This window comes from Pseudescherichia sp. (assembly GCF_032052675.1).
Classification (GTDB): Bacteria; Pseudomonadota; Gammaproteobacteria; order Enterobacterales; family Enterobacteriaceae; genus Pseudescherichia.
Genome location: NZ_DAMBWA010000004.1, coordinates 14,157 through 27,340, shown reverse-complemented (window position 1 = coordinate 27,340; position 13,184 = coordinate 14,157). Strand labels below are relative to the sequence as shown.

Sequence of the window (13,184 nt, the reverse complement as noted above, 5' to 3'; positions counted from 1 at the left end):
TGTTCGGGTATAGAATTTAATGCGGCTTTTTTGAACGGCCACGGGCACGCTGTCAGGCGATTCAGTCTGACGGAGCCCCGATTCATGAAACTGACCTCACTTGTTTTCCTGCCGGCTCTGCTGCCGGCATCCGTACTGGCCGGCACGGTCGTCTTCACCGACAGTCAGCATCTGCCGGCAAATCTGCCGCCGGACGTGCCGGTGGTACTTCTTGATGGTCCTGACCAACTGCAGGCCGAGATGTTCGGGGAACTGCCTGCAGACCCGCAGCAGGCCGAAGCACAGGTCAGGCAGGTTATGGCATCATCTGCCTGGCAACAAAAACAGCTGCAGCTGAATGATTCCTATCGCCAGGTGGTCCGGGCCTGGGAACTGGGCATTAAAAAAGTGCCGGCCGTGGTGTTTGATGACCGCGATGTGGTGTACGGCACCACGGATGTTGACGTGGCCACTTCCCTGCGTAACCGGGGGGGTGGTCAGTGAATACAAAACCTTCCCGCATCAGAACCACAGTGTGCTCGCTGGCGGTTGCCACGGTACTGGGTACGGCAACCGCGCCGGCAGCTGTTGCAGCACTTAACACGGCGCAGATTATTGCCAGCGCCGTATCGCAAAACTGTATCAGCTGGCGTGTCAGTGGCATCTGTTACTGGCTGTTCTGCACCCCCTTTGGCTGCAAGGTGCGCACGTCGGTCAAAGTCACCCACTTCATTCCTCAGGCAGTCGTTTCGACCTATGTCGCGCCGGGCGGCAACCCGTGGCAGGAAATGGCGTTTGTCAGCCAGACCGCCGGCGGGCTGGAAAGTGCCGTGACCAGCGGGCTTTCCGGTGTTTCTGCCGGAGGAGCCAATCCGGCAGACATGAAAAATCCCGGCCAGCGCAAGTCCGCCGTGCGTTTCAAGTATGCCGATGCGATTGGCCACCCGGCCACCTCCCTGATTGGCGGCAGTATTCCGGGCTATTCCTGTGATACCGCAGCCACCCCGTTAATGCCTTACTTCCTGAGTACGCTGGATTCGGCGGCCTGGCGCACGGGCGTACCGGAGTCCCTGTATCCGGAAGCGCTTGTGCCCGGCCAGCGGGAAATCGGCAGTCAGGCAGCAGCCAATATGTGGGGCAACATCTATCCCCGTTCGGGGTTTATCAGCCAGACCGATGATGACAAAGCCTCTGCCGTGGTGGCGCAGCGTGTGGCAGACATTATCACCCGCGCCGGGCAGCCCCATGTTTATCAGGTGCTCCAGGGCAGCCATCATGACGGGTACTGGCCACCGGGCGAAGTCACGGAAAACACCGGCACGCGCAATCACAAATGGCAGCGGCTGGCTCCCCACATGACTCAGTCATGTGCCGTCTTCCCGGACGGGAGCTATACCGCCGCGAGCGATAACAATGAAGCCTTTGCGTTCTGGCAGCCCTACAGCTGCTGCAAAAAGCGCGGGCAGAAATTTTTGGGCAGCACTGATATCTGATGAGGAAAACCGTGAAAAAAACACCTTCATTTTCAGCCGTTCGCTTAAGCCTGCTGCTGACCGGCTCACTGCTGACTGTCCTCCCGGGCGCGCACGCGGCCGATGATGACAATACCATCCTGGGCATGTCCCTGCCGCAGGTGAACAACAGCGCCATCGGTTACGGCAAGTCCGTCGATGGTGCGGTGTCGGACAAACTGTTCTACACCCTCGGCGGCGGCTCGGTCATTTCCCAGCCGGCCACGCGCGGCAATATGCAGAAGCTGGGGCTGAATACCGGCTGGAGCAGTGACCTGATGTGCGGCAATTTTGATCTGAAAACCACAGTCGGCAACCAGCTCAACGGCGTCACATCAGGCTTTAAAAACCTGATGGGCGACGTGATTCAGGGGGCCACCGGCGCGGTGGCCAGTCTGCCGGCGATGGTCATTCAGCGGGCTAACCCCGGTCTGTATGACATGCTCACCAACGGCGTGCTTCAGGCCAATGTGTCATTCGACAAGGCGCAACTCAACTGCCAGAACATGGCGAAAAAAATGATGGACTTCAGCGACAGCAGTAACTGGACGCAGCAGGCCATGATGGATGAGTACAAATCCATCGTAAACAGCGGTGATGCTGACGCAGTTCGTGTTGATGACGCAGGTCGCAAGGCCAGCGGCGCGTCAGGTAGTAACTGGGTTGGCGGCCAAAAACGTGGGGGGGCGGGGCAGCCCGCGATACGTGTCACCCATGACCTTGTCGCTGCCGGCTACAACATGATGAACGGTCTGCCCGTCACGTCTGATTCGACCGTGGGCGAAAGCAGCTGTAACGGTGGCGCATGCTCTAAATTCGGCAGCGCGGAAGAGGCGGCGGCCATGACCGTGAAGGTGCTGGGCGATCGCTCGATGCGCACCTGTGCCAACGCGAGTGAATGTACCAGCGGTGATGCGGATGACCAGCCCGGTACGACCGTTGCCGGCACCGGTTTTGCCCCACTGCTGGAAGAGGCAACCAAAGCCAACGCTGAGCAGCTGGTCAGGCTCGTCAACGGTACGGAAAAGCCCACGGCCGCGAATCTGGCGAAGCTGAAAACTGGCGGACTGCCGGTGACGGCCGGCGTGATTAAAGCCCTGCAGCGTGATCCGGATAACGCGGCCCTAACCGCCCGCCTTGCAGGCGAACTGGCCATGTCTGACACGGTGGAAACGGCGCTGCTGATGCGTCGCATGATGGTTACCGGTATGTCGGAGCCGAATGCCGCTGCCCAGCCAAAGGCCATTGATACCGCCGGCCAGCGCATTGAGGCGCTGGATCGGGAAATCGCGGCGCTGAAAAACGAGATGGAGATGAAGCGCGAACTGTCACGTAATTCTGTGCTGACCATTATCGACAGGGAGAATCAGCGCGTCGAAACCAACCCGCAGACCCAGTCCGATGACAATACCGACAGTCGCTTCAACCAGATGGCAGCGCCGCAGTCGGCTGAATGAGGGAATAAGGATGCGTAATAAAACGACTGTCAGGAAAGTCTTGACCCGTGCCGGCTTCTTCCTCGCCTGTATGGCGCTGTTCATGGTGGTCTCACTGATGATGGCTGACACCGCCATGAAACATCCGACTGAAGCTGCTGCATTCCGGAGCTGGATGCAGTCGACGCGTTACGGCTGGCTGATGTGGCGACTGGCGCTGTATGCGCTTGTTGCCTGGGGCCTCTGGAAAATCCGGCATGCGCCGGGTTTTCGGGAGGCATACCGGCGGCCGCTGCTGCGCATCAGTGTGGTCAGTGTGCTTTTTATCGCGTTGTGTGAGTACGCGATGTTTACCGGTCCGGGAGCCTGACGATGACAACAAACAGCTATCTTGAGTATTTTCTCACGCTGCTCGGCTGGGTGATCAATAACGGCCTGTGGAATGTCCTGCTGAGCACCGGGCTTTTTGTCCTGCCGCTGGCGTTTAAGGTGGTGGGGATCTGGCTCAAAGTCCGTGAAGAGGGGGAGGATGAAGGCAACAAGGGGATGCTGTCGCTGCCTCGTATCGAGAACGCGCTGTATGCCGGATTCCTGGTGATGATTGCCTGCTGCGTACCGCTGATTAATGTCAGCCTCAGTACGATGCAGTACGACACAACCCGGGCAAAGAGCTGTGGTGTGTGGACGCCAAAAGCGCCGGATGAAAGCGGGTATGCCGGCGTGGTCACCAGTCTCAACGACCAGACGGCCGCAGCACCGGTGTGGTGGGTGCTGATTCATAAACTCTCGAAAGGGGTAACCCAGGCGGCCGTGGCGACCATTCCCTGCCGCCCTGACATGCGGCAGATCCGCTTTGAAGTGCAGCATACGCGTATCGACAACAAAGCGCTGGCGCAGGAACTGCAGGACTTCACCAACGACTGCTATTCGGTTGCGCTGTATCTGTGGAAGCAACAGGATCAGGGCCAGACAAAGGACAAAACTACGCTGCGTGATATCGAATGGATTGGCAGCAGTACATTCCTGAGCCGGTACTATCCTTCGTTGCAGTCCAAACTGCCCCGGGCTGCGTTCCCATGGTCTGACAGCCGGGACAGTGGCCGGCCCAATACCGGAAGAGGAGGCTATCCCACCTGCAGCGAGTGGTGGAGCAGTACGGACACAGGACTGAAAGCGCGGGTGAAAGATCAGGCCGACCCCGATATGTGGCTGCGTATCTCGGCCGCAATGAAAATGTCAGGCTTTAACGACAGTGACTATCAGGAAGCCGTCATCCGTCGTCTGGTAAGCCCGGAAAGCCTGACTGTCTCACAGAATGGTCACGTGTATGCCGGCTATGGCGGCAATGCCGATTTTACCCTGGATAATGCCGCGGCGCGCGTGGCCTCCATTGGCGGTACGGCCCTCGGCAGTCTGGCCGCGTTCCCGGCGTTCGATGCGATGCGACAGGCGCTGCCAATGGTGCAGGCCATCCTGCTGATGGCAATATATGTCATGCTGCCGCTGATCCTGGCATTTGCGGCCTACGAATTCAAAACCGTTATTACGCTGACCTTTGTGATGTTTGCTCTTAACTTCCTGACATTCTGGTGGGAACTGGCGCGCTGGCTCGACAGCTGGCTGTTAACCGCGTTGTACAGTTCGGATACACACAGTCGGTTCAATATGGCGGGACTGCAGAACAGCTCAGATGACCTTATTATGAATCTGGTTATGGGCACTATGTTTCTGGTACTTCCTGCTGTTTGGTTAGGGGCATTATCATGGGCAGGAGTTACCATCGGGAATGCTTTAAGCTCAGCATATCAGCAAGGAACAGCAAAAGCTGAAAGCTCTGGAGGTAAGTTGGGAGAGGCTGGAGCTAATGCTGTTGCAAATAAAGCTATGAAGTAAGCGTAAATTGTCACAAATGAGTAAGGGGGAGCCCTTACTCATCCTCGTTAACCATACGCCCTGCAGCGTCGTACCATCCCCATCCATGCTGGCCATCACGATATTTTCCATAACCTGGCTGCTCTTCCATAAAGTTCTCACATGGTGCATTTTCACTTTCGGAGAGATGTTTTCTATGAGGTGAGAGCACGGCACTAATGAGAAACAATGATCCAAAAGTGAGGATTACAAAACATGCAATGGGTATCATTGGGATATGCCCACACCAAGACGGTAGACGATGAGTAGCCGCCCACGACACACACCGTTTATCCCAGTTTAATAGAGTAGTTCTGGCTCGTTTCCATATACCCGCAAAACGGACGCCACGATTCCAGGCGCGTTTCTCTTGAGACTGATACATCACCCCCTCCGAATTACGTGAATTCTAAAGGGACTATAGCGGAATTTTTGTGCAATTACGAACATCCATGATACCTGACTGAGAACACTAATTAATTCTTTAAAACTCATCAGGTTACTTTTTTCCAAATAGTTACAGCTTGTCATCGTTGAAAATGCATTATTATACTGTATTTATAAACAGTATAATTTGAGGGGGGCGAGTTATGCCAATTCCTTTAGAACAGACGATGTGTTGGGATAAAAGTTCGCAGAAAAATTCAGCAAACACACCGGTTTTGATGATGGCGGCGATAGCCAGACTTACAGGTAGCAATCCATCACTGGCATGTGTTCCTTTGTTTGGCGATGGGGTTTCATGTGGTTTCCCTTCTCCCGCTCAGGATTATGTTGAAAAGCGTCTTTCCCTGGATGACCTTTGTATCCGCTATCCAGAAAGTACTTACCTGGTGCGAGCAGAAGGGGATTCGATGCGTAACGCCGGTATCAGAGATGGAGATTTATTAATAGTTGAATGTATTCGTGAGGCCAAGCACGGTGATATTGTCATTGCAGCTGTAAATGGAGAGTTTACCTGTAAACGACTGCAGTTGTTGCCTTCTCCAGCCCTGTTGCCAGCTAATCCCGCATATTCAGCTATACCCCTGACTGACGACATCGAAACCGTTGTCTTCGGTGTGGTACGCCATCTTGTGCATTCATTCAAGTTTAGGGGCGCTTAGCAGTGTTCGCCCTAGTCGATGTTAACTCATTTTACGCTTCCTGCGAGACAGTTTTCAGACCAGATCTCCGTGGCAAACCTGTGGTGGTGCTGTCTAATAACGATGGCTGCATAATAGCCCGTTCCTCAGCAGCAAAATCACTTGGGTTAAAAATGGGCGATCCCTGGTTCAAGGTTGGTCGTGAGGCTGAGAAAAAGGGTGTTGTAGCATTTTCAAGTAATTACAGCTTATAGTAAGTTAAATGGAATGCAACATCTTCGGTATAAACTTTAATCAGTTGTTATGAACTGAAAGGGGAAGGCCGTGAACACTTCCATGCATTCCGCATCTGCTCTTCTGCTGACTGAGCAGTGGCTTACAATTCTTTCGAATTTAGGAAGAGCCAGCGCAACTATTAAAGCCTATCGAAGTGCCCTGACGCATTTTTTTGCCTTCTGTGAAATACACGACATTGCTCCTGAAAGAGCTTCCTTTGAAGACATTGCAGGATATATCCGACCTCAGCTCCCTGATATGCCGTCGTCCGTTGCAAGCGCCACGCTCCAGTTGCGCCTTTCAGCTCTTCGTCTCTGGTATGACTTTCTGGTTTATCAGGATATTTGCAGTCTCAACCCGTTACCCCGTTCGGGTTTGCCTGGTGCCATTTATACCGGACGCGGCCTGACCCCACGTATCAACCGACTCCCCGTTATTCCCGATGACGGGGAGTGGCTCAGGTTCCTGAAACACGTTTCTGCAGCGCCTCTGCGTGACCGACTGATGCTTGCTCTGGCTTATTATGGGGCGCTCCGACGTACTGAAGTGACGGCTCTGAGGCTTGAGGACATTAACCTGGCTCATCGCCTGATACGCATCCGGGCAGAAACGACGAAAAACAGACGGGAAAGAATGGTCTGCTATAGCGCCGACGTTGCGCCGGTACTGGCAAACCATTTTCAAAAGCTACGGCTGGAAGGCTGGTCAGGCGGTGCTTTGTTCCGTTCCGTCTCTGACCGTAATTACGGCGCTCCTCTCTCTTTCTGGAGCTGGAGTAAAACCGTACGGAAATGGGCGGCAAAGACTGATCAGCCAGACATCACCACGCATACTTTTCGTCACCTCCGGCTGACGCATCTGGCACGGGCCGGATGGAAACTGCATGAACTGGCTACTTATGCAGGGCACAGGGACCCACGTACAACACAAATTTATATTCATCTGTCGGGAACGGATATGGCTGCCCGCATGGCTGCTGCCGTCGCTGAAACCGACCGTAAGATTGCAGGGCTTATCTTTCAGGCGGGAGCCGTGTGATGAAAGCAGAAACAGGAATTCATAAAATTTATGTCCCCTTCAGGCGTTCAGATTATCAGCTGAATAATGTGTTAAGCATTGAAGAGCTTGAGGCATTAAGCACAGGGCACAAACGTATCTCTGCTTTGAGCAAGCAAGGTCCGCTGTCATCTTTACTGCGGCCACTTCAGGATATTGCCGCCCGCAGCGGTACGAGTGACAGACTCGTCAGGATTATCATTCCTGTCGTGCTGGCGGAAATACACCGGACAAGGAAACCCTGCTGGCTGTGGGATTCGGAAAAGTGGCTGACGTTGTGCCTGCAGCACCGTTCCGGCAGGCCCCTTATTGCGGCATTTGCCTTCCATCTTGGCCCGTTTCCCTCACCGTTCGACCTGCCGCATCATGGTGCTCCGTCGTTGTACGCCTGTGCCATCTATGGCCGGGACATTTTCATTCAGGAACTCAACCGGCTGACTGATACGCTTGTCTCGCTGGGATACAAACGACAGAACCAGAAAAACGCCCTGTCAGCCCTGCTGGGCATACTGATGATGATGAACAATAATCCTGAGCTTGAAAGCTTCACAACTGAACTCCTGTGGCGCGCGCAGAATTATCACGATCGGGGAATCGCACGAACAGTAGGCAGAGTTTCACATGCGCTGGCCGCAATGGGCATCCTCAAAAGTGCCGTACGTATGCGCAATTACCGTGAGTGGCACGAAAAACCCACAGAAAATATTGCCACAGAGTGGGTAACGTGGTGCCGGCGCTGGAGAGAAACGTCGGTGCTTCGGCCCCGGTCCAGAGAGAGCCAGTACAGCTTTATCCTCCGCTGCGGTCTGTGGCTCGCCCGCGAGCATCCGGAAATTCGCTCGCCGTCCGACTGGACAATGGAGATCTGCGCCAGCTTCATTGCTGCAATCGGAAGAATGAAGGTTGATGAACTTTCACTGGGTACAGAACGTGGGGTGCGCCGCTCTCCACGTTCCGGAGAGCCCATGCTGCCAAATTCCCGTGCCGGTTTCGTGTATGCCGTTCGTCGTTTTATGTTTGACTACGAACTCTGGGAATGGGGACGTCTGAAATTCAGTCCGGCCCGCCATCTCTCCACACCTGATACACCGCTCTTTCGTCAGGGCGTCAATCCGCGTGTTATTGATGATCCTGTATGGCTGAAACTGGTCTGGGCAAGCCTGAATCTGCGTCAGGAAGATTTGCTCAGTGAAATTCACTACCCCCTCTCTATGCTGCAGGCTATGGCAGTCATCTGGACGCATGCAGGGCTGCGTCAGAATGAGCTGATGCGCCTGACCGCTGGCTGCATCATTCCACAATCGGAAGATATTAACCGGGACGACGGCAGTACCATTCCTGCCGGGACTCTTTGCTATCTGAACGTGCCGGCCGGCAAGACATCTAAAGCCTTTGTTAAGCCGGTTTCTGCAGTGGTGAAAAAGTATGTCGATATCTGGCTGGCAGAACGACCAGAAGAACAGGCAGCTCTGACGGATGAACGCACCGGTGAAAAAGTCCGTTTTCTGTTTCAGTACCGGGGCAAACCGGTGGGAAGAGACATAATAAACCGCACCGTTATTCCGGTTCTCTGTGCCCGGGCAGGAGTGCCTGAGGAAGACAGCCGGGGCCCCATTACCAGCCACAGGGGACGCGCATCGGCCGTAACTGCCCTGGCCAGTGTTCCTCAGGGCATGTCTTTATACGAGCTGATGCAGTGGTCAGGACACTCTTCGCCGCAATCCACCATGCATTATATTCGAATACGCCCGACGCAGCTTGCTGCCTCTTTTGTTAAAGCTGACCGGGTAGCGCACATGATAAGCGTGCTGATTGATCATGACCCCGCAGCAACCAGCCTCACGGGACCTGCGACATATTATGATCTGGGCGACTCTTTCTGTACTAATCCCTTCTGGAGCAGTTGCCCGCACCGTATGGCATGCATCGGATGTGATTTTAATCTGCCAAAGAGAAGTGCAAGAGGACTGTTACTGGAAAGTAAGGCATCGGTAAAACATTATCTTGAAGAAGTGCCACTGACGCCCGATGAGAAAGAAGTAATAGAAGGTGATGTGGAAAAACTGAACGCCGCTCTTATGAAAACAGATATCCCACGTATTCTGTAGCAGGCCCTGACCGGAATTCACTTTATGTGTGTGAAGGACGGCGTAGTAAGGAGCTGCTACGCCGTAACGAAAGTAATAAAAAAGAGCTTATTTACTGAGCCATACTTCCATCTGCCGTATTTCTTCTTTCTAGGCGCTGATAATGCTTTCAGCCATCTTCCGCATTGCCGGTGATTTACCATAACGGAGTTCCGTTTCGGCCATGGCAATGGCTCCTTTGTGATGTTCAATCATGCTCCTGGCAAATGCCCTGTCTGCATCCGGGTCCTGTACGGCCTTTATCATTCCTTCGTGCATATTATTCATGCCGTCCATATAGGCCTCAGAAGACGGTGACATTCCGGCATGGTTTCCGTGTACTGCCTGCGCAGCCGTTGCCGGAAACACGACTGCGAGCATCAGCAATAAAATCATGTTACGCGGTTTCATACTCTCTTCCTTTATCGGAGTGCAGATTAGCGGCTATTTTCAGGTGCCTGTCTTTACCGGAAGAGCAGCCAGACAGGTTACTTACGCAACAGGCGCAGACCGTTTGCCACGACAAGCAGGCTTGCCCCCACATCCGCGAATACGGCCATCCACATGGTCCCCATACCTGCAATGGTCAGGGCCAGGAACACTGCCTTGATCCCAATAGCCATAACGATATTCTGAACCAGAATGTTATACGTCTGCCGGGAGAGTCGGACAAAAGCCGGAATTTTACGCAAATCATCATCCATGAGGGCCACATCGGCAGTCTCGATGGCGGTATCCGTGCCCATTGCACCCATGGCAAAGCCGATATCGGCGCGGGCCAGCGCCGGTGCATCATTGATGCCGTCGCCCACCATGCCGGTCGTGCCCTGCGCCGTAAATGTTTCTACAGCACGCAGTTTATCTTCCGGCAGTTGATCCCCCCGCGCCTCATCGATACCAACCTGACCGGCAATGGCCTGCGCAGTGTGCGCATTGTCTCCGGTCAGCATGAGCGTTTTAACACCCAGACTATGCAACTGACTTATCGCCTCGCGGCTGCTTTCCTTCACCGTATCAGCCACCGCAAACAGCCCTAGCACCTGATGAGTGTCACAGAGCATGATGACCGTTTTACCCCCGGTCTCCAGTTCCGTTAGTGCAGCCCTGACCGCTTCCGGACAGCGCACCGTTTCTTCAGCCAGCCTCAGATTGCCCAGACTGTAGGTTTGACCGTTGATGACGCCGCGCACGCCGCGGCCTGGCAGAGCCTCAAAGTTTTCCACTTCATAACGCTGAATGCCATCTGATGCCGCCGATACAGCCTGCGAAACCGGATGATCGGAGTAACCTGCCAGGCTCACAGCCAGACTGCGCCCCTCATCTTCTGCCACCCCGGTATAGATAATCGCATCCGTCTGTACCGGCTTACCGTGCGTCAGGGTGCCGGTCTTGTCGAGCGCCAGCCACTTCAGCTTTCGGCCTTCTTCAAGATAAACGCCGCCCTTGATCAATATCCCCCGGCGGGCTGCTGCCGTCAGGCCACTGACAATGGTCACTGGCGTGGAAATGACCAGCGCACAGGGGCAGGCGATAACCAGCATCACCAGCGCCTTGTAAATCCACTCCTGCCAGCTTTCACCTGCAATCAGCGGTGGGAGAACGGCAACTGCGACGGCAATAGCAAACACCACAGGGGTATAAATTTGTGCAAAGCGATCAACAAAGCGCTGCGTAGGGGCTTTTGCCCCCTGCGCTTCCTCCACGGCATGAATGATACGCGCCAGCGTGGTATTTCCGGCAGCGGCCGTTACACGGTACTCAAAGCCACCGGAGCCGTTGACCGTCCCGGCGAAGACCGGGTCACCTTCCCCTTTATCCACCGGCAGACTTTCGCCGGTAATAGGTGCCTGATTAATGGCGGTCCTGCCCCGGACCACCGTGCCGTCGAGAGCGATACGCTCGCCCGGTTTTACCCTGACCACGCTGTTAAGGGATACAGACCTGGCCTCAGTTTCTTTCCAGGAGCCGTCCGGTTGCTGAACCGTGGCCGTTTCAGGCGTCAGCTTCATCAGAGAGCCGATGGCATTGCGGGCGCGATCAAGAGATTTCGCTTCAATCAGTTCCGCAATCGTGAACAGCACCATTACCATGGCGGCTTCAGGCCACTGTCCGAGCGCCAGCGCCCCGGTGACGGCAATACTCATCAGGGCGTTGATATTCAGGTTGCCGTTGCGAAGAGCAATCCAGCCTTTTTTGTACGTGGACAGGCCACAGGCCGCAACGGCAGCCAGAGCAAGAGCCGCTTCCAGCCATTCCGGCATGCCCGCCCAGTGCATGGCTTCGGCGGCGATTGCCGCCACACCGGCAAGCGCGAGCGGCCACCAGTGTTTTTTCTTTTCCTCAGTGACCGCGTGCCGGCCATTACTGTCAGGAAGTTCAGGTTCAAAGCCCAGAGAACGAATGGCGGCCAGAACCGGCTCCAGCGTATCCGGTGCGTGAACCACCGTCAGTACACGCTGCATAAGATTGAAATCCAGTTCCTTGACGGCTGACATGCCGTCCAGCTTTTTACGGATCATGCCCTCTTCAACCGGGCAGTCCATCTGCATGATCCTGATACTGGTACGCACCCCGTCAGCGGTCACCTGCTGCGTCTGCAGCTCACCGAATGTGACAGGGGCAGGCGAGCAGCAGGAACCGCCGGTATTTTCCGCCTCACGGCCTGAGCAGCAGCTGCCTTCAGGCTGCATTGCTTTATCAATCGGTTCCGGGTCAAAACCCAGCGAGCGCACCGCCTGCAGAACCGGTTCCAGCGCCTGCGGTGTATGGGTCACGGTAAGCACCCTCTGTATCAGATTGAATTCAAGATTGCTGACGGCAGGTAATTTTGCCAGTTTTTTTCGGAGGAGCGTCTCCTCCGTCGGGCAGTCCATCTGCATGATGCGCAGACGCGTCTGAACGTCATCGTTGCGGGGAAGCTCTGCAACCGGTTCGGACATCTGGCTCAGGCCGTCCGTTGAGCAGCAGCTCCCGGTGCTGCAACAGGCCGGTGTGGTCTGAGTCGTTTTTGGTGGCATTTTCCCTGAAGCCTCAGTCGGGGCAGTGGCGGTATTTTTAACAGACGCCTCCTCTCCGGTTGCGGCTGATCCACATTTTTTATTACTGCAGCAGTCACTCATTTTTTTATCCCGTTCATAACGTATACTGGCATTAAAGACCCTGATGTAACTACAGGGTCAAGCTCAGAAGAGGTGTGATATGAAAATTGGTGAACTGGCCCGCCAGGCGGGATGTCCTGTAGAGACGGTACGTTATTATGAGCGAGAGGGGCTTCTGCAGGCCGCATTGCGGGACCAGACTAATAACTACCGCCATTACGATAGCGCACATCTCGAAAGGCTTATGTTTATCCGGCGCTGCCGGGCGCTCGATATGACCCATGAAGAAATCCGGGTGTTGCTGCAGGCGCGCAGCCAGCCAGACGCAGACTGCGGTACGGTTAATGCCCTGATAAATGAACATCTGAACCACGTTCAGGCCCGTATTCGTGAACTAAATATGCTGGAAAAACAACTATTTGAGCTCCACAGCCACTGCAATGCCAACCGGGCAACACGGGACTGCGGTATTCTGCGCGAACTGGAGCAGGCAGAAGAGCCTGAGGATATCGTGCCGGTTATCACTGCAGGTCATCTGGCCGGAAGCCACTCTTACTGATGCTGCTTTCTGCCATAAGTAGAACGGTTCACTAAAGAAACAGGCTTTTTTTGTGATGTTACTTCGTCATGCCCGACCATTAAGGCAGCTGAAAGTGTGCTGCCGTTAAAATCTGTGTGATATCGTTTAACCGCTATTCCCTCATTA

The 13,184-nt window shown here is 54.7% G+C and carries 11 protein-coding genes and 1 pseudogene; 10 read left to right on the top strand and 2 right to left on the bottom strand.

Annotated features, from left to right (window positions below; genetic code table 11):
* Positions 1 to 84: 84 nt before the first annotated feature.
* From RTX96_RS06930 to RTX96_RS06890, 9 genes and pseudogenes are all read left to right on the top strand, one after another.
* Positions 85 to 483 (top strand): TIGR03757 family integrating conjugative element protein, encoded by a 399-nt coding sequence (locus RTX96_RS06930; RefSeq protein WP_006785980.1) that lies wholly within the window; start codon positions 85 to 87, stop codon positions 481 to 483.
* Complete coding sequence (locus tag RTX96_RS06925; protein WP_020899220.1) at positions 480 to 1,472, top strand: TIGR03756 family integrating conjugative element protein; 993 nt, start codon at positions 480 to 482, stop codon at positions 1,470 to 1,472. Before RTX96_RS06930 ends, RTX96_RS06925 begins: the two co-directional genes overlap by 4 nt.
* Positions 1,472 to 2,947, top strand: coding sequence for an integrating conjugative element protein (locus tag RTX96_RS06920; RefSeq protein WP_020899219.1), 1,476 nt, complete (start codon positions 1,472 to 1,474; stop codon positions 2,945 to 2,947). Before RTX96_RS06925 ends, RTX96_RS06920 begins: the two co-directional genes overlap by 1 nt.
* A gap of 10 nt (positions 2,948 to 2,957) precedes the next feature.
* Positions 2,958 to 3,296, top strand: coding sequence for a hypothetical protein (locus tag RTX96_RS06915; protein ID WP_020899218.1), 339 nt, complete (start codon positions 2,958 to 2,960; stop codon positions 3,294 to 3,296).
* Positions 3,297 to 3,298: 2 nt separating this feature from the next.
* On the top strand, positions 3,299 to 4,819 hold the full coding sequence (locus RTX96_RS06910; protein ID WP_006785984.1) for a conjugal transfer protein TraG N-terminal domain-containing protein: 1,521 nt from the start codon (positions 3,299 to 3,301) through the stop codon (positions 4,817 to 4,819).
* 686 nt (positions 4,820 to 5,505) lie between these two features.
* Complete coding sequence (gene umuD / locus RTX96_RS06905) at positions 5,506 to 5,943, top strand: translesion error-prone DNA polymerase V autoproteolytic subunit (RefSeq protein WP_029376740.1); 438 nt, start codon at positions 5,506 to 5,508, stop codon at positions 5,941 to 5,943.
* A 2-nt stretch (positions 5,944 to 5,945) separates the two neighbouring features.
* A pseudogene (locus tag RTX96_RS06900) lies at positions 5,946 to 6,173 on the top strand (DNA polymerase V subunit UmuC); the annotation flags it as partial.
* A gap of 85 nt (positions 6,174 to 6,258) precedes the next feature.
* Positions 6,259 to 7,236, top strand: a complete 978-nt coding sequence (locus RTX96_RS06895; protein WP_312670712.1) for a site-specific integrase — start codon at positions 6,259 to 6,261, stop codon at positions 7,234 to 7,236.
* Complete coding sequence (locus tag RTX96_RS06890; protein ID WP_006785987.1) at positions 7,236 to 9,362, top strand: tyrosine-type recombinase/integrase; 2,127 nt, start codon at positions 7,236 to 7,238, stop codon at positions 9,360 to 9,362. Before RTX96_RS06895 ends, RTX96_RS06890 begins: the two co-directional genes overlap by 1 nt.
* A 129-nt stretch (positions 9,363 to 9,491) precedes the next feature.
* On the opposite strand, the gene RTX96_RS06885 is transcribed toward RTX96_RS06890, so the two are convergent.
* Positions 9,492 to 9,791, bottom strand: a complete 300-nt coding sequence (locus RTX96_RS06885) for a DUF305 domain-containing protein (RefSeq protein WP_006785988.1) — start codon at positions 9,789 to 9,791, stop codon at positions 9,492 to 9,494.
* Positions 9,792 to 9,868: 77 nt separating this feature from the next.
* Positions 9,869 to 12,319, bottom strand: coding sequence for a heavy metal translocating P-type ATPase (locus RTX96_RS06880; RefSeq protein ID WP_006785989.1), 2,451 nt, complete (start codon positions 12,317 to 12,319; stop codon positions 9,869 to 9,871).
* Between the two features lie 259 nt (positions 12,320 to 12,578).
* On the opposite strand from RTX96_RS06880, the gene cadR reads away from it, so the two are divergent.
* Complete coding sequence (cadR, locus tag RTX96_RS06875; RefSeq protein ID WP_006785990.1) at positions 12,579 to 13,037, top strand: Cd(II)/Pb(II)-responsive transcriptional regulator; 459 nt, start codon at positions 12,579 to 12,581, stop codon at positions 13,035 to 13,037.
* Positions 13,038 to 13,184: the final 147 nt, after the last annotated feature.